This window comes from Mycolicibacter sinensis (assembly GCF_001667945.1).
Lineage (GTDB): Bacteria > Actinomycetota > Actinomycetes > Mycobacteriales > Mycobacteriaceae > Mycobacterium > Mycobacterium sinense_B.
In genome coordinates, this window is record NZ_LZJK01000091.1 from 44,800 (window position 1) to 67,793 (window position 22,994).

The window sequence follows — 22,994 nt, forward strand, 5'->3', positions numbered from 1 at the left end:
GTCTAGCCCCCGAACCTGGCGCCGGACTCGACGCCCCACAGCGCCATGGTCATGAACATGTTCACCACGACCACCGCGGTGACACTGGTGCGCATCGCGCGTCCGGCGGCGACGCCGACGCCGGCCGGACCGCCCGAGGCGATGAACCCGTAGTAGCTCTGGATGGTCGACGACACGAAGACGAACACGGTGGCCTTCAACGTCGCGTACAGCACATCGCGGCCGTTGACGAACAGCGAGAAGTAGTGCAGGTAGGACCCGTTGGATTGGCCGGAGATCAAGATGACCGAGAACTGGCAGGACAGGTAGGCGATGCCCAGCGCCACCAGGAACAGCGGGACGACGGCGATGACCGAGGCGACCGCCCGGGTGGTGACCAGGAATGGGATGGGGTTGATCGCCATCGCTTCGAGCGAGTCGATCTCCTCGTTGATGCGCATCGCGCCGAGTTGGGCGGTGAAGCGGCAGCCGGCCTGGGCGATGAACGCCATTCCCACCATGATCGGGGCGAGTTCACGGGTGGTGGCGAACGAGGAGATCAGCCCGGTGGCGGGCCCCAGGCCCAGCAGGTCCAACACGTTGTAGCCCTCGACGGCGACCAGGGCGCCGGCGATCGCACCCAGCGCCAGTGCCACGGCGATGGTGCCGCCGCCGACGACCACCGAGCCGTTGCCCCAGGCGATGTCGGATAGCAGCCGCAGCATCTCGCGCCGGTAATGCCGGATCATGACCGGTACCGAAACGAGCGTGCGCCCGAAGAAGTGCACCAGGTGTCCGGCGCGGGCCACGGCCAAAAAGCCCCCGCCGAAGAGGCCGGCGACCGCACGGAGACCGGGGAGCCGAAAAGCACTGGGAATGGCCGTCATTACAGCGCCTGCCTCGGGAACAGAATGACGTAGAGCTGGCTCATCAAGACGTTGACGAACATCAGCAGCAGGATGGATTCGACGACCGCGGCGTTGACCGAGTTGGCCACCCCGGCCGGCCCGCCGTGGCTGTCGAGGCCCTTCTGGCAGCTCACGATCGCGACGATCATCCCGAAGACGATCGCCTTGGCGAACGCCAGCCACATGTCGCCGACGTCGGAGAAGGACGAGAAGGTCGCGATGAACGAGCCGGCGGTCCCGTTCTGCAGGAACACGTTGAAGATGTAGCCGGCTACATACCCGACGAAAAACGTGATGCCGGTAAGCAATACGCCGATCGTCATCAGCGCCGCCAGGCGGGGGACCACCAGCCGCCGCACCGGCGAGACGCCCATTACCTCCATGGCCTGGATTTCTTCGCGCATGGTCCGTGATCCCAGGTCGGCGCAGACCGCCGAGCCGACCGCCACCGCCAGCAGCATCGCGGCGACCAGAGGGGCGGCCTGGCGGATGATGACCAGCCCGGTGGCCGCGCCGGCCAGGGAGGAGGCACCGACCTGTCCGGCCAGCACGCTGAACTGGATCGACAGCGTCACCCCGACCGGGATGGTGACGAAAACGGTTGGCAGGAAGGCGGCGCCGGCCACGAATGCCGTCTGGTCGATGAACTCCCCGACGAGGAAGCGCCCGGAGAACAGGTCGACGAACAGGTACTGGATCGCTCGAACACCCAGCACCACTTGGCTTCCGCCGGTGCCCAGCGACTGGATCGGGTGGCTTTTCAGGTAGTGCAGGAGCCAATCGACCACCGCCTGCAGGCCGGGCCGGCCGGCCAATTGTTGGTCGGCGAGTTCGATCAGGCGACGGGCGGAATTCGGTGCGGCCATCACTGCATGCAGACGTCTGCGAACAGCAGCACCGGCCACGACACGATCGATCCTAGGAAGGACACCACCAGGTCCACCCCTTGCATCTCGTGCAGGTGAGCGGTGTGCGTCAACGACCAGATCAGGCCGATGATCAGGTAGGGCGTGCCCACGATCAGGCCCAGGCCGATGAGTTCTCCGACGCTCATCCGATAGCTGAGCAGTCGGCCGATGTTATCTACAATTCCGGGCATCCGTCGTTTCTCCCACTGCTTTGGCCCTGCGCCCCACCGAGGGGAGTGTGACGCAGGGCGCAGCAGACGCTGCGGATGCAGCATGACACAGCGGACGTAGCGCTGCAAGAGAAAAGTTAACTGCGATCTGCTGTCGTGCAGGCGCAGAACGAGTGGTTAACGCCCGTAATGCACCGGAAATAGCCGCGAATGACACGGGAAGTTATCCGTCATCTGAGCGTCTCTGGCCGCCGTGTGCGATGCCAGTGGACGGCGTTGACGTCAGCCGGCGGGGCGGTGTCGGCGGGGCGCGGGCTGTCGACCGCCCGCCCGGAATTGTTAATCTCGATTACGCCTGCGTTGCGGGGCGGTCGGGGTGGTGACGCGGACGATTTGGCGCCTCGGGCCTCCGTTCGGTAGCCTCGTAGACACCGACGCGGGGTGGAGCAGCTCGGTAGCTCGCTGGGCTCATAACCCAGAGGTCGCAGGTTCGAATCCTGTCCCCGCTACTAGTGGCAACGGCCCCCGGAGAACGCTCCGGGGGCCGTTGTCGTCTTCCCGATGCGCAGCACGTTTGGGACCATTCACTAATGCCGGATGAGCCGGAGATGTCGGTGCCCGCGGCCAAACCGGCTGCGCCCGTGCCGCTGCGGCGCCAGTTGGGTGTGTTCGACGCCGTGATGATCGGCCTGGGGTCGATGCTCGGGGCGGGGATCTTCGTGGCCTTGGCCCCGGCGGCGCGGGCAGCGGGCGGTGCCCTGTTGGCGGGGTTGGCGATCGCCGCGGTGATCGCATACTGCAATGCCACGTCTTCGGCACGCTTTGCCGCGGTGTATCCGACTTCTGGCGGCACGTATGTGTACGGGCGCGAGCGCCTGGGCCCCTTCTGGGGTTACCTGGCCGGTTGGGGGTTCGTGGTCGGCAAGACCGCGTCGTGTGCGGCGATGGCGTTGACGGTCGGGTTCTATGCGTGGCCGGCGCATCCGCACGCGGTCGCGGTGTCCGCGGTGGTGGCGTTGACTGCCGTGAACGTGGTGGGTGTGGAGAAGTCGGCATGGCTGACCCGGGTGATCGTGGCTGTGGTGCTGGCGGTGCTGGCTGCGGTGACCGTGGCCGCGCTCGGCGCCCCCCGGGCCCCGCTCGAGGCCCCCAGCGTCTCCTGGGTGTCGGCCGGCGGAGTGCTCCAAGCGGCGGGACTGCTGTTCTTTGCGTTCGCCGGCTATGCGCGCATCGCCACCTTGGGCGAAGAAGTACGTGACCCAGCCCGCACCATTCCCCGGGCGATCCCGATCGCCCTGGGGATCATACTGGTGGTTTATGCACTGGTAGCGGTCGCGGCGTTGAATGTTCTTGGCCCACAAGGGCTTGCCGAGTCGTCCGCGCCGTTGGCCCAGGTCGTCACCGACGCCGGTGTGCAGTGGCTGGCCCCGGTGGTACGGGTGGGGGCAGTAGCGGCGGCCATGGGATCGCTGCTGGCGCTGATCTTGGGGGTGTCACGCACGACGCTGGCCATGGCCCGCGACCGGTATCTGCCGCCGGTGCTGGCAGCGGTGCATCCCCGGTTCGGGGTGCCCCATCGGGCCGAGCTGGCCGTGGGGGCCGTGGTCGCCACCGTGGCTGCCACTACCGATATCCGGGGCGCGATCGGGTTCTCCTCGTTCGCTGTCCTGGTCTACTACGCGGTGGCGAACGCCTCGGCCTGGACACTGTCGGCCGGGGAAGGCCGTCCACCGCGGCTGATCCCGATCGTCGGGCTGGCCGGGTGCGTGGTCGTGGCATTCGCGTTGCCGCTCTCTGCAATCCTTGCTGGAATCGCCGTGTTCACCGTCGGAATCGCCGCCTACGGTGCACGGCAGCTCGGCGCGGTTGGCGGCAGGGACCGATAGCGAGCGGGAAACCGCAACCATGATGTCTCGAATCCCAGTACCGAGCGCGCGATACGCACCGCGTCCAACCCGTCGGTCTTACCGACCCCGCGGCGGTGAGCAGCCGCTATCGCTGATGGCTCCGACCACCAACAGGCCCACATCGGCGACCCGGTCGGCAAGGCCGGCACACGGGTCACAAAAAAGGCTGTCGCAGCGTGCGCTGCGACAGCCTTTTGAAGTCTGTGTGTTCGATCAGATTACCGAAACGCCCACAGCCTGTGGACCTTTCGAGCCCTGTTCTACCTCGAACTGAACCCGAGCGTTCTCTTCGAGCGTGCGGAATCCGCCGCCACTGATCTCGGAGTAGTGAACGAAGACGTCAGGCGCTCCGCCATCGGGGGCGATGAAGCCGAAGCCCTTTTCGCCATTGAACCATTTCACAGTGCCCTGTGCCATTACTTAACTTCTCTCATTTTTCCAAGCGCATCAAGCAAGATGCGCGTCATTGACGGTAGCACGGTGGATTGCCTGGTCGCGGTCCACTGCTGTGCAGCGAGCAGAGAACGATGGAGTCAGGCTGTGATGATAGGCGTCACCCCAGCCCACACATCCGCGACGGATCGAGGATCCGACAAGCAAGGGCAGATATCAAGGAATGGCGACTGCGCTCAAATCACCCACGGCGCAATCAACGTCATCGCCCCCATCACCGCCAGCCCGATGACGAACGCGACGACCGTAAAGCCCATCACCTGGCGGACATTGAGCTTGGCGATCGCCAGCAGCGGCAGTAGCCAGAACGGCTGGATCATGTTCGCCACGCCCTCACCGACGGCGACGGCCATGGAGATCAACCCGAGATAGGCGGGCGAGTGCTGGCCGATCGCCAGCGCCGAGTCGACCGCGATCGGGCCCTGTACCGCCCAGTGCCCACCGCCGGACGGCACGAACAGGCTGATGAGCACCGAGCCGATGAACGTCAGGAACGGCAGCGTGTACTGCGTCGCGCCGTTGACCAGCGTCTGGGCCAACAACGTCTGCAACGGCTGGGAGTCCTCGGCGCCTTGATAGGCCAGCAGCCCCACCAGGCCGCCGTAGAGCGGGTACTGCAGCAGCAGGGGACCGGACACCTTCGCGGCACCGGTGAACGCCCGGATGAAGCGGATCGGCGTGCGGTGCAGCAGCGCACCGGTGATGGTGAACAGCATGATCATCGAGGAGATGTTCAGCGCGAAACCACTCATCACGAAATACGCCATGCCGGCGACGAACACCAACACGTTGAGCACCCACTGGTTCTCCAGCCGTTCGGCGAACGTCGTGCTGCGCTGGGGCTCGACGAGCGGATCGTCGTCCTCGAACACCGCGGCATCCGGCGCGAGGGTAAGCGAAGGCTCCATCCGCCACACCGCAACCGCGAGCACCGCTAGCACGACGATCACCGACAGCCAGCTGTAGGGCTGGAAGATGGTGTGGCTCAACGGCACGGTGAATCCGGCGATCTTGTGGATCACGTTGATCGGGCTGCCGGCGTCGGTGTTGGCCAGTGCGATCGATGACGAGAGCCCCTGCGTCCAGACGATGAAGCCCATGAACGCCGCGGCGATCAGGTAGCCGAAATGCGAGTCGGGGAAACGCCGTGCCACCTGCCGGGCCACCAGCGCGCCGGCCACCAGCCCTAGGCCCCAGTTCACCAGGGACAGAACGGCACTGACGGAAAAGCACAGCAGCGCCCCCTGCGCCTGGTTGCGCGGCATACCCGCGACTCGGACAATGGCTCGCTTGAGCACCGGCGCTTCGGCCAGCGTGTAGCCCGTCACCAGGATCAGCACCATCTGGAAGGCGAACGTGAAGATGTTCTGCGGTCCCCACACCCCGCTGTACCAGGCGGTCACCAGGCCGTGGGCCGATGCTCCGCGTACCAGCACAGCGACCAGGCCGGCGACGATGAGCGTGAGGATCACCGCGAACAGATACGGGTCGGGCATCAGACGCTCGACATAGCGAACACTGAGCCCGGTGAGTGACTGCATGACGCTTCGACGTTGGACCCGGTGCGCCGAGCTCGTCGTCATGGCGTTGCCCCTTCCCTGGAACCGCCCGTGCGAGCGGCTCGTCGAGCAGGAGCTCATCCTGTCATCGTTTCAAGGCGTCAGGGCGAAGACACCTGTGCCTTTGCGAGCGCGGCGGCGATGTCGTCGAGCGCCCGGTCGGCGGCGTCGAACGGCCAGCGGATGAATTCGTGGATCATGCCGTCGTAGCGATTGACGATGGTGCGAACGCCCGCCGCCCGCAGGCGCGCCCCGTATTGCTCGCCCTCATCACGCAGGGCGTCGAACTCCGCGGTGACGATGAAAGTCGTCGGGAGATGTTCGAGGCTGGGCGCCAGTAGCGGCGAGACGTGGGGATCGAGCTTCTGGTCCTCGCTGGTCAGGTAGTGGTCCATGAACCACTGTTGGGTCGCCCGGCTGATGTTGCCGTACCTGCCGGCGAACTCCCGGATCGAGACGTTCGACCGCCGAAAATCCACGTCGGGGTAGATCAGTACCTGGTGTGCGATCGCCGGCCCGCCGGCATCGCGGGCCATCAGCGCGACGACGGCGGCCAGGTTGCCGCCGGCGCTGTCACCGGCGACGGCGAGGTCGGCGCCGTTGCCGCCGAACTCGGCGGCGTGCTCGGCCACCCACGTCGTTGCAGCGAAGGCGGCGTTGATCGCGGCCGGGTACTTGTGTTCCGGCGCCAGCGGATAGTCGACGGAGACGACGACACGGCCGCAGCGGTTCGCCAGCGCCCGGGCCAGCCCATCGTGGGTGTCGAGGTCACCGAGCACGAAACCACCGCCGTGGAAGAACACGATCACCGGGCGCAGCTGGTTCGGCTGCGGGTGATAGATCCGGACCGGTAGTTCGCCGACTTTCGTGGAAATGGTGCGATCTCGCACGCTGGCGACGGTTTCACAGGCGCCCACGCGGTGTGCCATCAGGCGCATGCCCTGACGGACCTGTTCGGGGGCGAAAGCGTGCAGATCGGCGAAGTTGGTGCCGGCCAGTCGCTCGAGGTGAGCCTGGACCTGGGGATGTAGCGGCATGACTGGGATTCCTTTCCTTGTGGGCGGTTCACCGTTAGTCTCTGACTTGAACCGCACTTCAAGTCAAGGAGAAGGCCATGCTGGACATCGCCGAGGTGGCCACCCGATCCGGCCTGACGTCATCGGCGCTGCGGTTCTACGAGCGGCGCGGGTTGATCAGCTCCGGTGAACGCAACGGCCTTCGCCGCACCTACGAACCAGACGTGCTCGATCGGCTCGCACTGATCAGCTGCGCCAAGGCCGCCGGGTTCACGCTGGCCCAGATCGAGCGGTTCCTGCGCGCCACGCCCAGCGATACCGAGTTGCGGTCACGCATGGCCGAGAAAGCCCGCCAGCTCGACGAGGAGATCGCCCGGCTTACCCGAATGCGCGACAGCCTCACCCACGCTGTGACCTGCACCCATACTCCACTGGTCGAGTGCCCGGAGTTCAAGGCGCGCATCAGCGATACCGACGTCTAGTGTCATAGCGTCGACGTACTGGAGGACACGCTCATGCCATTCGAAGCCCATCTGGACCGGCGGCGGATCGCCTTGCTGGTCGCCATCGCTCTGGCATTCGTTCTGGGCGGGGTGTGGATGGTGGGCGGATTCGGGCCGGTAGACCCCCCTCGGCGTTGGTCAGTAGGCGCTACGCACGGATGGGGCTGGATCGGAATCGTCTTCTTCGGGCTCAGCCTGGCGGTGCTCGTGCCGCGGCTCTTTCAGTCCGGCGTCGAGGTCCGCATCGACGCCGAAGGGGTCTACGGGCGTCGCAACGGTAGACGGGTGATCCCGTGGAGCGCCATCGAGCGGATCGCGACCGTGGACGCGGGCCGGGTGCAGCTGGCCCACTTGTTCCTCGACGACGCGTCCGCGTTCGCCGACCGGAAGCGGCTGGGGGGCAAATTCTTTGGCCACGTCACGCTGTCGCTGCAGGGCACCGACGGAAAGCTCAGCGAGATGCGCGCCGCGTTCGACTACTTCGCACCGGGCAAACGGGAAGACCCCGCGGTTTAGTCAGCATCCGTGCCCTGACCTTGCCGACCTCAAGGTGGCCCGATGTGCTACTACTGCTTTTCGTCCTGGATGAAAGGTTCCGCCATGGCCGGTCTCTACCACGCCGCTATCGTCTTCCTGATCGTCCTGACGGCCGTGACCTTCGCCAGCAGCTTTTGGTTCACCAACCCATACGGCCGCTTCGCCAGCCCGGACCAGCGCTTCACGCTGCCCGGAAAAATCAGCTGGCTGATGTTCGAATGCCCGCAGTGGTGGGCTTTTACCGTGACATTCTGGCTCGTCGCGCATCAGCACGGGGCGCCGGCGATCGTGTTGTACGCACTGTGGCAGTGCCACTACCTCTACCGGGGGTTGATCTATCCGCTGAGCCGCAAAGGCGATGACAAACGGTTCCCGGTCTCCGGTATCGCCTTTGGCTTCACCTTCAACGCCGTCAACGGGTTCGCCAACGGCTACGCGGTGGCACTGGCCCCGCACTTGCAGCAGGACCGTTGGTTTGCCGACCCCCGCTTTATCCTGGGCCTCGCCGTGGCAGTGATCGGCTGGGGGATTAACTTCCAGGCCGACCGCATCCTGATCGGCCTGCGCGCCGATGGCAGCAGCGAGTACAGCATCCCCTACGGCGGGGTGTATCGCTGGGTGTCTTCGGGCAACTACTTCGGTGAGCTCATACTGTGGGCGGGCTGGGCGATCATGGCCTGGACCGTTCCGGGGCTGATCTTCCTGCTCTTCTCCATCGCCAATCTGGGACCGCGGGCGATGGCCACCCACAAGTGGTATCTGCAGCAGTTCCCCGACTACCCGCCTAACCGCAAGGCGATCATTCCGGGCGTGCTGTAGCTGGGTGTGGCTCAGATATAGAGGCGGACAGCGGACATCATGCCGGGGTAAGCGGCCTCGTGAGAGAATTCAAACAATCCCACGCCGCGTTTGCCGTTCAGATGCACAGTCGCAGATATGGTGTGCCCCGCGGCAAGGAGCTTGTCCACCTGTAGATGCCGTGCTGCGGAGACGAACTCGGCAACCGAGGTCTCCGAAACACCGTCCAGGCTCAAGGCGGCACCCGGAGTCAGCAGCGGCGAAACGGCGGCCGCGTCCGCCTGCGCCAAGGCCGCGACAAGGTCGGTCACGCAACGCTTTCCCCGCTTCCGCACTCCGGCAAGGCCGCGCAAGAAGCCGACGGCGCCGGACAACCCCTGGTGCCGAACCAGTTGTGGGCCCAGAATCAACGACGCCAAAAGGCCACGGCCACCAGAGCTGAGCAGCTGCCAGATCATCGTCGGCAGTTCCCAGTACGCAAACAACTTCTGGATCTCCGGCGCGCCTTCCGGCCCGGCTGAAACGAGGTCATAACGCAGATGCATCGGGATCTGCATGGTGACGCCCGTCGACATCGTGGTGTAGACCGTGAGGTCGCGCAGCACCGACATGCCTGACACCACATCATGTTCGACGTCGAACTTGATGGTGTTGGGCGCGATGAAGGTATCGAAGAAACGCTCGATAGCGCCCGTGCCGATATGGGGAGTCGAGCCCACCGGATCGTTGACCTGACCGTCTGCGGCGAAGAGGGCGACCCAAGCCGACTTATCGTGCGCTGCGACAGCTTTCGGCGATTGCTCGACGGCTTCGAGCAGTGCACCGGCACTGTGCGGGCGACGTCGGTCTGGCATCGGGATTCCTCTCAGTTCGAAAACGGTACTGGCCGGGCGGCCCGCGAACGGTCACCACGACATAAGGCCGCGAACGCGACATCAGCGGTGATGACGCCCTAATCGCGCATCCGCAGCACCACCTTGCCGGCCGCGGTGCGGCTTTCCAGCGCCGCCAACGCATCTGCGGCCTGCTCCAGGGCGAACACCTGTGGTTGCGGCGCGGTCACGGTTCCGGAGGCCAGCAGCTGCTCCAACACCGACCACTGCCGTTCCAGCTCGCCCGGATGCGACATCACCCAGGCGCCCCAGCCGACGCCGACCACGTCGATGTTGTTGAGCAGCAGCCGGTTCACCTTCACCGTCGGAATCTCACCGCCGGTGAACCCCACCACCAGCAGCTTGCCGCCGGGCGCCAGCGACCGCAGCGAGTCGGTGACCCGGTCACCGCCGACCGGGTCGAGTACCAGGTCCACCCCTTTGCCGCCGGTCAGTTCGGCGACCGCGTCACGGAAGCCGTCGGCCAGCACCGTGTCGGTGGCACCGGCGGCCCGGGCCACCTCGGCTTTGGCGGGGGTGGACACCACGGCGATCACCCGCGACGCTCCCAGTGGACCGGCCAGCCGCAGCGTCGAGGTACCGATGCCGCCGGCCGCGCCGTGCACCAGCACCGTCTGGCCCTGCGTCAACCCGCCGCGGGTGGTCAGCGCGAACAGCACGGTCAGGTCGTTGAACAGCAGGCCCGCCCCGGCCTCGAACGACACGGTGTCGGGCAGCTTGAACACCTGGGCGGCCGGCAGCGCGATCACCTGCGCCATCGCGCCGTTGAGCATGGTCAGTGCGGCCACCCGGTCACCGGCGCGGACATGCGCGCCGGGCGGGGCGCTGCGCACCACGCCGGCCGCCTCCCCGCCCGGTACGAACGGCAGTTCGGGTTTGTGCTGGTAGAGCCCACGGGACTGCAGCACATCGGGAAACGCCACTCCGGCGGCGTGGACGTCGACGACGACCGCCCCGTCGCCGGCGGGCTCGTCGAGGTCGACCAGACGGGCGGCTGCCGGTCCGTCGAGCTGGGATATCTGTACCGCGCGCATGGGCGCCTCCTTCGTCAGCTGGAGCGCAGTGGCCTACCGAAAACCTAAACCACGGCGCGTACACTCGCGGTGCGGCAGCGTTGCCGCATCTCCGATGGGGTGGCAATGAGTTCTCAACGGCCCGGTCGGCGGGGCAGTCGCGCCGACAGGTTTCCGGCGGCGTTGCCGCCCGGCCGCACCGTGGCGGTCCGGGCAGCAGATGGAACCCGCCTGCACGCCGAGGTCTTCGGCCCGCCCGACGGTTACCCGATCGTGCTGGCACACGGCATCACCTGCGCCATCCGGGTCTGGGGCCATCAGATCGCCGACCTGACCCGCGACTACCGGGTGATCGCCTACGACCACCGCGGTCACGGGCGCAGCGAGGTGCCCCCGCGCGGCGGGTACAGTCTGACCCACCTGGCTTCCGACCTCGACTCGGTGCTCGAAGCCACCCTGGAACCGGGGGAGCGCGCCGTGATCGCCGGACACTCGATGGGCGGCATCGCGATCAGCGCCTGGTCGGATCGGTACCGGCACCGGGTCGAGCAGCGGGCTGACGCGGTTGCGCTGATCAACACCACCACCGGTGACCTGCTTGCGCACGTCGACCTGTTCCAGGTGCCGCCGCCGCTGCACCAGGCGCGGGTGCAGGCGGCGCGCCGGATTCTGCTGACGTTCGGCACGGTTCCGATCGTCGGGCCGGCGAACGTGGCGGTACGACGGTTCGTGCACATGCTCGCGGTCGGCGGTGAGGCCGATTCCTCGGTGGCACCGTTGATCTGCGATCTGTTCGCCAAGACCCCGCCGGCCAGTCGCGGTCACTGGGTGCGCGTGCTTGTCGATTCGCTCGGCCCGTCGCACATCAGCCTCGACGGCTTGACGGTACCGACCCTGGTCATCGGCAGCACCCGCGACCGGCTGCTGCCGATCGTCGCCTCGCGCCGGATCGCCAAGGCCGCACCCAATCTCGTGAGGTTCGTCGAAATGAGTGGAGGACACTGCTCGATCCTTGAGCACCCCGGCGCGGTGAACCGGGAGCTGCGCGACCTCGTGGAACTGGCCACCGGATCCGCCGACGGCCTGACGGCCGCTCGCGAAATCATCTCGTAGCGCCGTGAAAGTCCTCACCGCGCTGAGCGGGTTGACCGGTGTCGCCGACCAGGCGCGCGAACTGCGCGACTCCGGCGTGCACGGAGTGTTCACCTTCGAGGGCCCGCACGACGTGTTTGCGCCGCTGACGCTGGCGGCCGGCGTCGGCGGGCTGGATCTGATGACCAACGTCGCGATCGCGTTCCCGCGCAACCCGATTCATCTGGCACACCAGGCTAACGACCATCAGCTGCTCAGCGGCGGACGGTTCGTCCTGGGGTTGGGCACCCAGATCCGCACCCAGATCGAGAAGCGATTCGGCGCCGCCTTCGACCACCCGGTGCACCGGATGGTCGAACTGATCGCGGCACTGCGGGCCATCTTCGAGGCCTGGAACACCGGTGCACGGCTGGACTTTCGCGGCGACTACTACCAGCACACCCTGATGACGCCGACCTTCAGCCCCGGACCGAACCCGCACGGCGCCCCGCCGATCTACCTCGGCGCATTGGGGCCCCGGCTGACCCGCGCGGCGGCCGAGCACGCCGACGGGCTGCTGGTGATGCCGTTCTCCACCAAGCGATTCCTGCATGAGAGCACCATGTCCGCGGTGCGTGCGGGGCTTGCTCAAGCCGGACGTCGCGCCGAGGATTTCCGCGTCGTGCCGGAGATCATCGTGGCCACCGGCGCCACGGATGCCGAGCGGGAGGCCGCCGAAGCCGCCGCCCGGATGTTGCTTGGTTTCTATGCGTCGACTCCGGCGTATGCGCCGGTGCTGGCCGCGCACGGCTGGCAGGACCTGCAGCCCGAGCTCAACGCGCTGTCCAAGCAGGGCCAATGGGCGCAGATGGGCGCCCGGATCACCGACGAGATCCTGCACACCATCGCCGCGTGCGGTACTCCGGCGCAGGTGGCCGCGCGCATCCGCGACCGGGTCGACGGAATAGCCGACACGGTCTGCGTTTACCAGGCCGCGCCGATCGCCCCGGCGGTCGTCGGGGCGATCGTCAGCGAATTGGGTTAGCGCTAGGGCGCCATGGTGACCCAGTCGGGGAACCCCGTCGGGTCATGGCGGCCCAGCACACCGTGCTCATAGAGGCCCCAGCCCTCCACCGGGGCGGCGTCACCGTCGCGGCACACCGCGCGCCCCACGTGGTCGATCATCCCGAAGCTGGTCCGCGCGATGATGCCCGGATCGGTCATGTCGTAGGTCAGCCGCTGGGTGAACTTCTCGCCCTTCCACTCCCCATGCAGCCAGTCGGTGTCGCCGCCGTACCCGCCGCCGACGTGAATCGGTACGGGCAGTTTGGATTCCACTTCGAACACCACCGGGGTGCCATCGGGTCGGGTCGCTTCGATGGTGGTGCCGGTGGCGATGCGGGTGCCGGGCCGGTACCGAGTCGAGACCCGTGGCCAGCCCAGCTGCTCCACCCGGCCGTCGCGCCAGATCCGGGTGCAGTCGTTGAGTGAGCGGAAGCCGTCGGGTTCCTCCTGGATGATCATCACCACGGCGAACTCCTCGAACGCCATCGGCACATACAGCCACCACATGCCGTCGAACGGCGGGTCGGCGGGCCGGCCGGCCGGTTCGCGTTCGCCGACCGGGCGGATACCCCAGGACCGGTCACGCGATCCGATCCAGACCGACGGGTCGACGGCGATCTCCTCGCCGTCGATGACGATCTTGCCGCTCCACGAGCCCAGCTGGGCGAAGCGCTGGGCGTCCAGCGTGACCCGGTTGCCGGACCGCAGGATGTGCGGCTGTTCCTGCACCACGTCGAACAGGCCCTGCCAGCGCAGGTCGATCGCGATGCCCTCGGTCTCCTCGCACGTCACTCGCAGGGAACGCAGCGGGTCGGTGACCTCGATGCGGTAGCCGCCCACCTGCTGGTTGAGCCGGTCTTGGTCGATGGCGTCCGAGAAGTGCAGCGCGGTCTGGGTGTCACCGCGGCGCACCAGCACGAAGGCGTCTTTCACGCCCAGGTTGGGGTAGTAGCCGCAACCGGTGATCAAAAAGATCTCTCCGGTGCGGTCATGGGCATTCAGGTAGCACCGGTCGTAGAAGTTGCGGTCCGAGGAACCCGGCCAGGCGATCGGTTGCGGCAGTTGGTGTACCGGGTATTCGTCGAGTGGTCCCAACATCAGTTCTGTTCTCCGATCAGCTTTTTCAGCAATCCTGCGTGGTAGAAGAGGGATTCGGGGTCGTCGGGCTTCGCCATCTCCCCGAAGTGCACCCGGCGGGCCCCGGTGCGCATGAACACGATCGCCCACATCAGGCCCGCGTAGACGTAGAACCAGTGCAGGTCGCCGAGTTCGACACCGGCCAGGCGCTGGTAGCTGGCCCGGACGTCGTCTTCGCGCAACACCTGCGGCAGGCCGGGCAATCCGGCCAGTCCGGCGAGTTCCTCGAACACCAGATGCGCGAAGATCACCCAGGACACGTCCAATTCGCGCGGTCCCAGCGCCACCATCTCCCAGTCCAGCACGGCGACCGGCCGAAAGTCGCGGTAGAGCACGTTGCCGACCCGGGAGTCACCCCAGCACAGCACCGTCTCGCCGGCGGCCGCATCGGCCGGCCAGTTGGCCTCCAGCCAGGCGATGGTGCGGTCCAGCAGCGGCGAGCGGCCGATGTCGGGCACCGCGAACTCATACCAGTCGCGGATCTGGGTGAAGTGGCGTTGCAGGGCGGACTCGCCCTGGCGGCCCTCGTCGAGGAAGCCGAACGTCCTTGCCGCGTCCGGGATCGCGTGCAGTTTGGCCAGCACTTCGACGGTGGAGTCCTGCAGGGTCCGTTGCTGCTCGGCGGTGGCGTCAGCGAACCAGTTGCTGCCGAAGGTGTAGGGCATGACGTCGGGGGGAACCTGGCCGTCGACGCGGTCCATCAGGAAGAACGGCCGACCCAGGATCTCGCCGGTGGGTTCGATCCAGCGGACCTTCGGCACCGGCACGTCGGTGAGCTCCCCGACCCGCCGCATCACCTCGAATTGATGGTCCAACCGGTAGGCCGGAAACACCGGGACGTCTTCGTCGGCCGGGGCCACCCGCATCACCCAACTTTGCTCGACCGGGGTGCCGTCGGCGATCCAGCGGCCGGTGAGCATGATCGTCTCCGACGACATGCCGTTGGTGTCGACGCCGCTTTCCACGGTGATCTCCGGCGTGGCCCCGCCCGGCAACTGCGTGGCAAGCCAGCGAGACATTACCGTGGGCAGGGTGGTGACATCACGGCTGGAACGCTGGATCCGGCCGACGTCCCTTTCCACTGTCGGTTGGTCGACCACGTTTGCATCCTCCGTCACAGTAATTACGATACGACAGGTAGCGTTATGAAAGCAGAACCTTCGCCGGTTGACAAGGGGTCCGGGGCCGGGCGGCCTCGTGATCCCCGTATCGACGCTGCCATATTGAAGGCCGCCGTGGAACTGGTTGTGGAAGTCGGATATACGAATCTGAGCCTGGCGGCCGTCGCGGAGCGGGCCGGCACGACCAAGACCGCGCTGTATCGTCGGTGGCCCAGCAAGGCCGAGCTGGTGCACGAGGCTGTGTTCTCGGTGCCGCCGAGTGCGGTGTCTGCGGCGCCTGGTGATGCGGCCACCGATCTCCGGGCGATGATGGCCGGTGCGCGCGACGCGTTCACCAACCCGGTGGTGCGGGCGGCGTTGCCCGGTCTGATCGCCGACATGGCGACCAACGCCGAGTTGACCGCGCGAATCTTGGAGCGTTTCCAGGGCCTGTTCGAGGTGATGCGGCACTGGGTGGCCGACTCGGTGAGCCGCGGCGATGCGCGACCAAGCGTGGACCCTGACCGGCTCGTCGAAATTATCGGCGGTGCAACGTTGCTGGCGATGATGCTGCGCCCCGACGACGACCTCGATGATGACTGGGTGCAACGGATCGCCGACATCATCGCCCACGGTGTGATGGCATAGACCCATGGCTCAGTCGTTCGGGCCCACCGGGCCGCAGCCCTTCCCGCAAGACTGGGCGTCGCTGCTGGTGTTGGTGCCACACCCCGACGACCCCGAGTACGGCACCGCCGCCGCGGTGGCCAAATGGACCGCCGCCGGCAAGACCGTCTGCTACGCCCTGGCCTGCCGTGGCGAGGCGGGCATCGCCGGGATGGCCGCGGCGCAGGCCGGGGCGATCCGCGAGGCCGAGCAGCGCCGGGCGGCGGCCCTCGTGGGTGTGCCGGACGTCGACTTCTGGGACTTCCCGGACAGCAACATCCGCAACACACCGGAACTGCGGGCCAAGATCACCTCGGTGATCGCCGAGGTTCGCCCCGACGTGGTGGTGACGATCTACGGCGGCGCGCAGTTCGCTCCCGATGTTCCCAACCAACGCGACCACATCGAGTTCGCCGCCGCGGTCGCCGACGTCTGGGACGCGCTGGAGGACCCGCCGCGCCGGCTGTTCCAGAACGGGCCGGGGGCCACCCACGTCGAAATCGTCGACGACTACCTCGACGCCGCGGTGGATTCACTTGCCGCGCACGAGGTTTACCTGTCGGTGCTGGATCCGCACACCCCGGTACGCGAGCAGGCGCGTGCGGTGATCGACATGACCTGCCCGATGCTAACCGGCCGGCGGGTAGCGGGTTTCATTCTGGAGAGGGCCGCGGACCGATGACCCATGCCAGCCCCGGCCTACGGATCGGCGTATTCGGTGCGGCGCGGATCACCCCGGTGTCACTGCTCAAACCGGCCGCCGCCAACCCGGAAGTGGTGGTCAGCGCGGTTGCCGCCCGCGACGGCGGGCGCGCCCGGGCGTTTGTGCGCCGGCACGGCATCGGCCGGGTGCACGACAGCTACGACGAGCTGATCGCCGATCCGGACATCGACGCGGTCTACAACCCGCTGCCCAACAACCTGCACGGCCGGTGGACGCGCGCGGCGCTGGCCGCCGGCAAACACGTGCTCTGCGAGAAGCCGTTCACCGCCAACGCCGACGAAGCCCGCCAGATCACCGAGGTGGCCGCCAAGTCCGACCGGGTGGTGATGGAGGCCTTCCACTACCGGTATCACCCGATGACGCGGCGTATCGAAGAGATCATCACCTCGGGGGAACTGGGCACGCTGCGGCGGGTGGAGGCCGCGCTGAGCTTCCCGTTGCCCCGGTTCTCCGACATCCGCTACGACTACTCGCTCGCCGGTGGAGCATTGATGGATGCCGGCTGTTACGCGGTGCACATGGCCCGCACATTCGGCGGTGCGACACCGGAAGTCGTGTCCGCACAAGCGAAACTGCGTGACCCGCAGATCGACCGGGCCATGACGGCGCAGTTGCGGTTCCCGGCCGGACACACCGGCGCGATCCGCTGCTCCTTGTGGTCGACGAACCTGCTGCAGGTCAGCGCCCGCGTGATCGGCGACCGTGGCGAACTGCGGGCGCTCAACCCGCTGATGCCCCAGTACTTCCACCGGCTGCGGGTCCACTCCCAGCGAGGCAGGCGCATCGAGCGTTTCACCCACCGGGCCTCCTACGCCTTCCAGCTCGACGCGTTCGCCGATGCCGTGCTGCGCGGCGCGCCGGTGCGGACCACGCCGCAGGACGCGATCGAGAACATGACCGTCATCGACGCGATCTACACCGCTGCCGGTCTGCCGGTGCGCCAGCCGGGCTGAGTGGCCAGGTCGAGCCGCCTCAGGCGGGGTGGCCCGGCTCGATGTCGCCGACATCGGAGAACGCCAGCAGGTCGCCGGCGGGCTGGGACGCGTGTCCGGCGACGGGTTCCAACAGGTAACCCAAGTGGTCGCCGAGCTCGATCCGATTCAGCGTCTTGCCGACGAACCATGCCGGCGCGTCGTCCAGGATGGGCATTCCCGCCGGACCGCGGTGCCAGCTACAGTGCTCGAACTTGTCGATGTCGTCGCCGGTTTGGCCGCCGAAAAGCCGGGCCAGGTCAAGGTCACGGTGTGACAGCACATGCACGGCCAGGTGCCCGGAGCGGGCTGCCACCCCGAAGGTGTGATTGCGTTTGGACACCCCGACCAGGAACCGCGGTGGCTGCAGGCTGGTTTGGGTGGCAAACCCGACCAGACAACCCGAGGGGTGCCCGTTCGCCTCGGTGGTCACCACGAACATGGTGTAGTCCAGCATCGCGACCAGGCGCTGAAATTCGTCCACCTGTCCATGATGGACCTGCCGCAACCGGCACGCCCGCGGTCAGAGTGCGAACGCGGTTGCGGCGTCCACCAGATCGAGCAGCGGCTGCGGGAACACGCCCAGTCCGATGGTGACCGCGGCGCACAGTGCGATCGCCGCCTTGCTCCAGACGCTGGGTAACACCAGCTGTGGCGGGTCGGCGGGGGAGTCGGTGAAGAACATCAGCACGATCACCCGGACGTAGAAGTAGGCGGCGACCCCGCTGGCGATCACGCCGACTACCACCAACGGGACGGCGCCGCCTTCGGCGGCCGCGGAGAACACCGCGAACTTGCTGACGAAACCACTGGTCAACGGGATACCGGCGAACGCCAACAGGAACATCGAAAACAACAGGCCCACAACGGGATAGCGCTGCCCCAGGCCCGCCCACCGGGACATATCGAGTTCTTCTTCGCCGCCGGAGCCGCGGATCAGGTTCACCACCGCGAAGGCGCCGACGGTGGAGAAACTGTAGGCGGCCAGGTAGAACAGCGTCGATGAGACGCCCGCCGGGATCGCCGCCAGCACGCCGGTCAGCACGAAGCCCGCATGGGCGATCGAGGAGTAGGCCAGCATCCGCTTGATGTCGGACTGGGTGATCGCTGCGATGGTCGCCACCACCATGGTCAGCACCGCGACCAGCCACATCAGGGGGCGCCACTGGTCGTGCAGGGCCGGTAACGCGACATAGATGATGCGCAGCATGGCCCCGAACGCGGCGACCTTGGTGGCGGCCGCCATGAAACCGGTGATCGGTGTCGGGGCGCCGACATAGACGTCGGGAATCCAGGAATGAAACGGCACGGCACCGACTTTGAAGAACAGCCCCACCAACAGCAGCGCGGCACCGATCAGCGCCAGCGAGTCACCGCTGTGGGCGAACAACTGATCGCCGATCTCGGGCAGCGCCAGGGTGGCCGTCGCGCCATAGATCAGCGCGGCGCCGAACAGGAACAGCGCTGAGGAGAATGCGCCCAGCAGAAAGTATTTCAGCGCCGCTTCCTGCGACAGCAGGCGACGGTAGCGGGCCAGGCCGCACAGCAGATACAGCGGCAGCGACAGTACTTCCAAGGCCACGAACATGGTGACCAGGTCGTTGGCGGCAGGGAACACCATCATGCCGCCGATCGCCAGCACGGTCAGCGGGAACACCTCGGTCTGGGTCACCCCGCTGCGCGCGGCCTCGACTTCGGTGACGCTGCCCGGGACCGCGGAGGCTTGCGGTGTGAACGAATCCAAGCCCCGCGGCGCGGCGGCCACCGCGGTCGCGGCGCCCGGGCCCTCGGCGGCGCCGACGTTGCGTTCGGCGATGAACACGATGGCCATGATCCCGACCAACAAGATGGTGCCCTGCAGCACCAGCACCGGCCGGTCGACCGCCACCGCGCCCAGCACCGCGAGGCGACCGGTAGCGGGCAGATCACGGCCCACCGCGACGACGGCGGCGAACGCGGCGGCCAAGCCGCCGAGGGCCAGCAGGACCTGCATCAGGTAACGCGCCCGCCGTGCCACGAACGCCTCGAAGAGCACGCCGGTGACCGCGGTGCCGAAGACGATCAGCAGCGGCAGGAGGAGGTCGTATTCGACGTGGGGTGTTGGCATGCCCGACATGGTCAGTGCGCCCCCTCGGCGGTCAGCGGTGCCGGGTCGGTTTGACCGATCGTGGTCAAGGTGTGCTCGACGCCCGGGTTGATGATGTCCAGCACCGGTTTCGGGTAGCAGCCCAGGAACAGCAGCAGCGCGATCAACGGTGCGACGACGACGAGCTCGCGCGGCACCAGATCACGGATGCGTTCGTTGCCCGCGGTGACCGGGCCGGTCATCACCCGCTGGTAGAGCCAGAGCATGTAGATCGACGACAGCACCAGTGCGGTGCTGCCGACCGCCGCTGCCAGCCAGTATCGGTTGAAAGTGCCTAGCAGAACCAGGAATTCGCTGATGAAGGGTGCCAGCCCGGGCAGTGACAGAGTGGCCATCGCCGCGACCATGAAGGTGCCGGCCATGACCGGGGCCACCTTCTGCACGCCGCCGTAGTCGGCGATCGACCGGGTGCCGTCGCGTCGGGCGATCAGGAACCCGGCGATCAGGAACAGCGCCGCGGTGGACAGTCCGTGGTTGAGCATGTACAGCGTCGAACCGCTCTGACCCTGGCTGGTCATCACGAAGATGCCCAGAATGATGAAACCGAAGTGTGAGATCGAGGTGTAGGCGATCAGCCGCATGATGTCGCGCTGGCCGATCGCCACCATCGCGCCATAGACCACCCCGATCACCGCCAGCACGATGATGGCCGGGCGGAAATACGTTGAGGCGTCCGGGAACAACTGCAGGCAGTAGCGCAGCATGCCGAAGGTTCCCACCTTGTCCATGACCGCCATCATCAGCACCGCAGTCGCCGGGGTGGATTCCACCGCGGCGTCGGGCAGCCACCGGTGCAGCGGCCACAGCGGAGCCTTGACCGCGAACGCGAACATGAAGCCGGCGAACAGCAGCTTGAGCACACCCGGATCCACGGTGGTGGTTGCCGCGGAGAACATCGAGACCAGTTCGCGGAAATCGAACGTGCCGCCAGATGCGCTCTCGCCGGCGCTCACCACGTACACCCCGATCACCGCGGCCAGCATGATCAGGCCGCCGAACAGGTTGTACAGCAGGAACTTCAACGCCGCCCGAGACCGTCCGGCGCCGTCGCCGAAGCCGCCGATCATGAAGTACATCGGGATCAGCATCGCCTCGAAGAACACGTAGAACAGCAGCACGTCCAGCGAGACCAGCGAGATCAGCACCATCGCCTCGACGGTCAGCGTCAGCGCGGCGAAGGCGTGCGGGCCGCGGGTGCGTTCACCGCCGTCGTTCCAGCCGGCAAGCATCAGCAGCGGCACCAGTCCGGCGGTCAGCAGCGCCAGCACCACCGCGATACCGTCCACGCCGAGGGTGTAGCTGGCCCCGAATGCCGGTATCCAGGAATGGGATTCGACGAACTGGTAGGGGGCGGCCACCGGTGTGGTATCGAAGCCCGCGGTGATGACGATCGCCACGGCCAGCGTCGCCAGGCTCACCAGCAGGCCGGTCCACTTCGCCAGCCGTGTGGCCCCGGCCGGCAACACGATGACCAGGCCGGCGCCGGCCAACGGAAGGAGCCACAGCAGGCTCAGCCAGGGCAGGTGCGTGTTCACAGTTGCACCGCCAGGACTACCGCCACGACCAGCACCGTGCCGGCCAGCATCGTCAGCGCGTAGGAGCGCACGAAGCCGGTCTGCAGTCGGCGCATCAGATACGACCCGATCGCCACCAGCCCGGCCAGCATGTTGACCGAACCGTCCACCGCCCGGTCGTCGACGTCGACCAGACCTTGCGCCAGTCGGTTACCCGGACGCATGAACACCTCCTCGTTGAAGGCATCGCCGTAGAGATACTGGCGGGCCGCCACCGTCAGCGGCGACACATCGGTAGGCGCGGTGACCGGTATCGGTTTGCGGCCATACATGCGGTAGGCGACCGCGGCGCCGAGCACGACGATGCCCAGGGTGATGGCGCCGGTGAGCCAGGCCGGAATGGCGTGCGCCGTCTCGTGGGCCGCACCGGTCACCGGGCTCACCACCGGTTCTAGCCAGTGCTCCAGGCGCCCTCCGATGGCCAGTGCGGCCCCGGAGACCACCGCGCCGACCGCCAGCACGATCATCGGCCAGGTCATCACCCGCGGGGACTCGTGCGGATGCTGCAGGGCCCGCTCCGCGCTCACCTCGCTCTCCTCGGCTGCCCAGCGGCGTTCACCGCCGAACGTCATCAGCATCACCCGGGTCATGTAGAACGCGGTGATGCCCGCACCCAGGATCGTCACCGCGCCCAGGATCCAGCCTCGGGTACCGCCGGCGGCCAGCGCGGCCTCGATGATGGCGTCCTTGGAGTAGAAACCGGCGAACGGCGGCACCCCGATGATCGCCAGATAGCAGATGCCGAACGTCACGAACGTCACCGGCATGAAGGCCCGCAGCGCGCCGTAGCGGCGCATGTCCTGCTCGTCGTTCATCCCGTGCATCACCGACCCGGAACCCAGGAACAGTCCGGCCTTGAAGAAACCGTGGGTCAGCAGGTGCAGGATCGCGACGGCGTAGCCCGCCGGGCCGAGTCCGGCGGCCAGCACCATGTAGCCGATCTGGCTGACGGTGGAGGCGGCCAGCGCCCGCTTGATGTCGTCCTTGGCGCAGCCGATGATCGCACCGAAGAGCAGCGTGACCGCACCGACCACCACGACGGCCAGCCGGGCGTCGGCCGACAGGTCGTAAACCGGGCCGGAGCGCACGATGAGGTACACCCCGGCGGTCACCATGGTGGCGGCGTGGATCAACGCCGACACCGGGGTGGGGCCCTCCATCGCGTCGAACAACCAGGCCTGTAGCGGCACCTGTGCGGACTTGGCGCACGCTCCCAGTAGCAGCAGCAAGCCGATCGCGGTGGTGAGCCCACTGGGTCCGGCATCGCTGACCGCACTGAACAATCCGTCGAAGGACAGCGTGCCGAAGCCGGCGAACATGGCGAACATCGCCAGCGACAGCCCGATGTCGCCGACGCGGTTGGACACGAACGCCTTCTTGCCGGCCGCCGCCGCGACCGGCCGGGCATACCAGAATCCGATCAGCAGGTAGGACGCCAGGCCAACGCCTTCCCAGCCCACGTAGAGGCCCAGGTAGTTATCGGCGACGACCAGCAGCAGCATCGCCGCGACGAACAGGTTGAGGTAGGCGAAGAAACGCCGCCGGTCGGGGTCTGCTGCCATGTAGCCGATCGAGTAGATGTGGATCAACGCGCCCACACCACTGATCAGCAGCACGAAGCAGATCGACAGGGGATCGATCAGCACCCCGAAGTCGACGCGCAGGGCGCCGACCGGCACCCAGCTGAACAGGTGAGAGTGCAGCGTCCGGTCCTCGCCCGCCCGGCCCAGCATCTCGGCCAACAGCGCCAGTCCGATTCCGAACGACCCCAGCACGCCGGCGCAGCCCAGCAGGTGCCCCCACCGGTCGGTCCGCCGCCCGCCGAGCAACAGGATCAACGCGCCGGCCGCCGGCAGGGCCACCAGCAGCCAGCTCAGCTGGCTCAGATTCGTCATT

Annotated in this window: 23 protein-coding genes and 1 tRNA gene; 10 read left to right on the forward strand and 14 right to left on the reverse strand. The window is 67.1% G+C overall.

The genetic code is table 11. The features are described 5' to 3' along the window. Nucleotides 1–2: 2 nt before the first annotated feature. The 3 genes from A5694_RS12800 to A5694_RS12810 are packed head-to-tail and all read right to left on the reverse strand — an operon-like array spanning nt 3 to nt 1,986. Nucleotides 3–866 (reverse strand): ABC transporter permease, encoded by an 864-nt coding sequence (locus tag A5694_RS12800; protein ID WP_064922208.1) that lies wholly within the window; start codon nt 864–866, stop codon nt 3–5. Next, a complete protein-coding gene (locus tag A5694_RS12805; RefSeq protein WP_082952647.1) occupies nt 866–1,753 on the reverse strand; it encodes an MlaE family ABC transporter permease in 888 nt (295 codons plus the stop codon). Before A5694_RS12805 ends, A5694_RS12800 begins: the two co-directional genes overlap by 1 nt. Next, nucleotides 1,753–1,986 (reverse strand): hypothetical protein, encoded by a 234-nt coding sequence (locus A5694_RS12810; protein ID WP_419179741.1) that lies wholly within the window; start codon nt 1,984–1,986, stop codon nt 1,753–1,755. Before A5694_RS12810 ends, A5694_RS12805 begins: the two co-directional genes overlap by 1 nt. Before the next feature lie 414 nt (nt 1,987–2,400). Between A5694_RS12810 and A5694_RS12815 the strand changes: the two genes are divergently transcribed. Beyond that, nucleotides 2,401–2,474, forward strand: a tRNA-Met gene (locus A5694_RS12815). A 99-nt stretch (nt 2,475–2,573) separates the two neighbouring features. Continuing rightward, nucleotides 2,574–3,851 carry an APC family permease gene (locus tag A5694_RS12820; protein ID WP_064922284.1) on the forward strand — a complete coding sequence of 426 codons (1,278 nt, stop codon included), beginning with the start codon at nt 2,574–2,576 and terminating at the stop codon, nt 3,849–3,851. A gap of 234 nt (nt 3,852–4,085) precedes the next feature. On the opposite strand, the gene A5694_RS12825 is transcribed toward A5694_RS12820, so the two are convergent. The 3 genes from A5694_RS12825 to A5694_RS12835 all read right to left on the reverse strand — a co-directional run bounded on the left by A5694_RS12825 (nt 4,086) and on the right by A5694_RS12835 (nt 6,921). Further along, entirely contained in the window at nt 4,086–4,289 is a 204-nt protein-coding gene (locus A5694_RS12825; protein WP_064922209.1) for a cold-shock protein, read from the reverse strand. A gap of 212 nt (nt 4,290–4,501) precedes the next feature. Further along, nucleotides 4,502–5,866 carry a TIGR00366 family protein gene (locus A5694_RS12830; protein ID WP_234787921.1) on the reverse strand — a complete coding sequence of 455 codons (1,365 nt, stop codon included), beginning with the start codon at nt 5,864–5,866 and terminating at the stop codon, nt 4,502–4,504. 119 nt (nt 5,867–5,985) lie between these two features. Next, nucleotides 5,986–6,921 (reverse strand): alpha/beta hydrolase, encoded by a 936-nt coding sequence (locus A5694_RS12835; protein ID WP_064922211.1) that lies wholly within the window; start codon nt 6,919–6,921, stop codon nt 5,986–5,988. 77 nt (nt 6,922–6,998) lie between these two features. On the opposite strand from A5694_RS12835, the gene A5694_RS12840 reads away from it, so the two are divergent. The 3 genes from A5694_RS12840 (at nt 6,999) to A5694_RS12850 (ending at nt 8,759) form a co-directional block, all read left to right on the forward strand. Beyond that, the gene (locus tag A5694_RS12840) at nt 6,999–7,382 is read left to right on the forward strand and encodes a MerR family transcriptional regulator (RefSeq protein ID WP_064922212.1); all 384 of its coding nucleotides are present in this window, start codon (nt 6,999–7,001) and stop codon (nt 7,380–7,382) included. Nucleotides 7,383–7,415: 33 nt separating this feature from the next. Further along, a complete protein-coding gene (locus tag A5694_RS12845) occupies nt 7,416–7,919 on the forward strand; it encodes an STM3941 family protein (protein WP_064922213.1) in 504 nt (167 codons plus the stop codon). 84 nt (nt 7,920–8,003) lie between these two features. After that, nucleotides 8,004–8,759 (forward strand): DUF1295 domain-containing protein, encoded by a 756-nt coding sequence (locus A5694_RS12850; protein WP_064922285.1) that lies wholly within the window; start codon nt 8,004–8,006, stop codon nt 8,757–8,759. Between the two features lie 11 nt (nt 8,760–8,770). On the opposite strand, the gene A5694_RS12855 is transcribed toward A5694_RS12850, so the two are convergent. Next, complete coding sequence (locus A5694_RS12855) at nt 8,771–9,592, reverse strand: nuclear transport factor 2 family protein (protein ID WP_064922214.1); 822 nt, start codon at nt 9,590–9,592, stop codon at nt 8,771–8,773. 98 nt (nt 9,593–9,690) lie between these two features. Then, the gene (locus tag A5694_RS12860) at nt 9,691–10,665 is read right to left on the reverse strand and encodes an NADPH:quinone oxidoreductase family protein (protein WP_064922215.1); all 975 of its coding nucleotides are present in this window, start codon (nt 10,663–10,665) and stop codon (nt 9,691–9,693) included. Nucleotides 10,666–10,770: 105 nt separating this feature from the next. Between A5694_RS12860 and A5694_RS12865 the strand changes: the two genes are divergently transcribed. Together A5694_RS12865 and A5694_RS12870 are read left to right on the forward strand one after the other, a co-directional pair. Further along, the gene (locus A5694_RS12865) at nt 10,771–11,757 is read left to right on the forward strand and encodes an alpha/beta fold hydrolase (protein WP_064922216.1); all 987 of its coding nucleotides are present in this window, start codon (nt 10,771–10,773) and stop codon (nt 11,755–11,757) included. 4 nt (nt 11,758–11,761) lie between these two features. Next, nucleotides 11,762–12,760, forward strand: coding sequence for a TIGR03617 family F420-dependent LLM class oxidoreductase (locus tag A5694_RS12870; protein ID WP_064922217.1), 999 nt, complete (start codon nt 11,762–11,764; stop codon nt 12,758–12,760). 2 nt (nt 12,761–12,762) lie between these two features. On the opposite strand, the gene A5694_RS12875 is transcribed toward A5694_RS12870, so the two are convergent. Then, nucleotides 12,763–13,878, reverse strand: coding sequence for a hypothetical protein (locus A5694_RS12875; RefSeq protein ID WP_064922218.1), 1,116 nt, complete (start codon nt 13,876–13,878; stop codon nt 12,763–12,765). Beyond that, a complete protein-coding gene (locus A5694_RS12880) occupies nt 13,878–15,035 on the reverse strand; it encodes a phosphotransferase family protein (RefSeq protein WP_419179740.1) in 1,158 nt (385 codons plus the stop codon). The genes A5694_RS12875 and A5694_RS12880 overlap by 1 nt, the downstream gene beginning before the upstream one ends. Nucleotides 15,036–15,062: 27 nt before the next feature. Between A5694_RS12880 and A5694_RS12885 the strand changes: the two genes are divergently transcribed. From A5694_RS12885 to A5694_RS12895, 3 genes are read left to right on the forward strand one after another with little or no spacing between them, the layout of a single operon-like run. Beyond that, nucleotides 15,063–15,665 (forward strand): TetR/AcrR family transcriptional regulator, encoded by a 603-nt coding sequence (locus A5694_RS12885; RefSeq protein WP_064922220.1) that lies wholly within the window; start codon nt 15,063–15,065, stop codon nt 15,663–15,665. 4 nt (nt 15,666–15,669) lie between these two features. Beyond that, the gene (locus A5694_RS12890) at nt 15,670–16,365 is read left to right on the forward strand and encodes a PIG-L deacetylase family protein (RefSeq protein WP_064922221.1); all 696 of its coding nucleotides are present in this window, start codon (nt 15,670–15,672) and stop codon (nt 16,363–16,365) included. Next, nucleotides 16,362–17,360 carry a Gfo/Idh/MocA family protein gene (locus A5694_RS12895; protein ID WP_064922222.1) on the forward strand — a complete coding sequence of 333 codons (999 nt, stop codon included), beginning with the start codon at nt 16,362–16,364 and terminating at the stop codon, nt 17,358–17,360. Before A5694_RS12890 ends, A5694_RS12895 begins: the two co-directional genes overlap by 4 nt. 19 nt (nt 17,361–17,379) lie before the next feature. Here the strand turns inward: A5694_RS12895 and A5694_RS12900 are convergent, their stop codons facing one another. From A5694_RS12900 to nuoL, 4 genes are all read right to left on the reverse strand, one after another. Continuing rightward, nucleotides 17,380–17,835, reverse strand: coding sequence for a flavin reductase family protein (locus A5694_RS12900; protein WP_064922286.1), 456 nt, complete (start codon nt 17,833–17,835; stop codon nt 17,380–17,382). A gap of 66 nt (nt 17,836–17,901) precedes the next feature. After that, on the reverse strand, nt 17,902–19,494 hold the full coding sequence (gene nuoN / locus A5694_RS12905) for an NADH-quinone oxidoreductase subunit NuoN (protein WP_064922223.1): 1,593 nt from the start codon (nt 19,492–19,494) through the stop codon (nt 17,902–17,904). 2 nt (nt 19,495–19,496) lie between these two features. Continuing rightward, the gene (locus A5694_RS12910; protein WP_064922224.1) at nt 19,497–21,059 is read right to left on the reverse strand and encodes an NADH-quinone oxidoreductase subunit M; all 1,563 of its coding nucleotides are present in this window, start codon (nt 21,057–21,059) and stop codon (nt 19,497–19,499) included. Beyond that, nucleotides 21,056–22,993 (reverse strand): NADH-quinone oxidoreductase subunit L, encoded by a 1,938-nt coding sequence (gene nuoL, locus A5694_RS12915; RefSeq protein ID WP_064922225.1) that lies wholly within the window; start codon nt 22,991–22,993, stop codon nt 21,056–21,058. The genes A5694_RS12910 and nuoL overlap by 4 nt, the downstream gene beginning before the upstream one ends. Nucleotide 22,994 lies beyond the last annotated feature (1 nt).

Coding starts and splice junctions, on each gene's coding strand:
- nuoN (WP_064922223.1), bottom strand. CDS start 19,494: ATGTCGGGCATGCCAACACCCCACGTCGAATACGACCTCCTCCTGCCG.
- A5694_RS12860 (WP_064922215.1), bottom strand. CDS start 10,665: ATGCGCGCGGTACAGATATCCCAGCTCGACGGACCGGCAGCCGCCCGT.
- A5694_RS12845 (WP_064922213.1), top strand. CDS start 7,416: ATGCCATTCGAAGCCCATCTGGACCGGCGGCGGATCGCCTTGCTGGTC.
- A5694_RS12800 (WP_064922208.1), bottom strand. CDS start 866: ATGACGGCCATTCCCAGTGCTTTTCGGCTCCCCGGTCTCCGTGCGGTC.
- A5694_RS12875 (WP_064922218.1), bottom strand. CDS start 13,878: ATGTTGGGACCACTCGACGAATACCCGGTACACCAACTGCCGCAACCG.
- A5694_RS12840 (WP_064922212.1), top strand. CDS start 6,999: ATGCTGGACATCGCCGAGGTGGCCACCCGATCCGGCCTGACGTCATCG.
- A5694_RS12850 (WP_064922285.1), top strand. CDS start 8,004: ATGGCCGGTCTCTACCACGCCGCTATCGTCTTCCTGATCGTCCTGACG.
- A5694_RS12900 (WP_064922286.1), bottom strand. CDS start 17,835: ATGCTGGACTACACCATGTTCGTGGTGACCACCGAGGCGAACGGGCAC.
- A5694_RS12830 (WP_234787921.1), bottom strand. CDS start 5,866: ATGCAGTCACTCACCGGGCTCAGTGTTCGCTATGTCGAGCGTCTGATG.
- A5694_RS12835 (WP_064922211.1), bottom strand. CDS start 6,921: ATGCCGCTACATCCCCAGGTCCAGGCTCACCTCGAGCGACTGGCCGGC.
- A5694_RS12890 (WP_064922221.1), top strand. CDS start 15,670: ATGGCTCAGTCGTTCGGGCCCACCGGGCCGCAGCCCTTCCCGCAAGAC.
- A5694_RS12855 (WP_064922214.1), bottom strand. CDS start 9,592: ATGCCAGACCGACGTCGCCCGCACAGTGCCGGTGCACTGCTCGAAGCC.
- A5694_RS12895 (WP_064922222.1), top strand. CDS start 16,362: ATGACCCATGCCAGCCCCGGCCTACGGATCGGCGTATTCGGTGCGGCG.
- A5694_RS12885 (WP_064922220.1), top strand. CDS start 15,063: ATGAAAGCAGAACCTTCGCCGGTTGACAAGGGGTCCGGGGCCGGGCGG.
- A5694_RS12825 (WP_064922209.1), bottom strand. CDS start 4,289: ATGGCACAGGGCACTGTGAAATGGTTCAATGGCGAAAAGGGCTTCGGC.
- A5694_RS12865 (WP_064922216.1), top strand. CDS start 10,771: ATGAGTTCTCAACGGCCCGGTCGGCGGGGCAGTCGCGCCGACAGGTTT.
- A5694_RS12820 (WP_064922284.1), top strand. CDS start 2,574: ATGTCGGTGCCCGCGGCCAAACCGGCTGCGCCCGTGCCGCTGCGGCGC.
- nuoL (WP_064922225.1), bottom strand. CDS start 22,993: ATGACGAATCTGAGCCAGCTGAGCTGGCTGCTGGTGGCCCTGCCGGCG.
- A5694_RS12805 (WP_082952647.1), bottom strand. CDS start 1,753: ATGGCCGCACCGAATTCCGCCCGTCGCCTGATCGAACTCGCCGACCAA.
- A5694_RS12810 (WP_419179741.1), bottom strand. CDS start 1,986: ATGCCCGGAATTGTAGATAACATCGGCCGACTGCTCAGCTATCGGATG.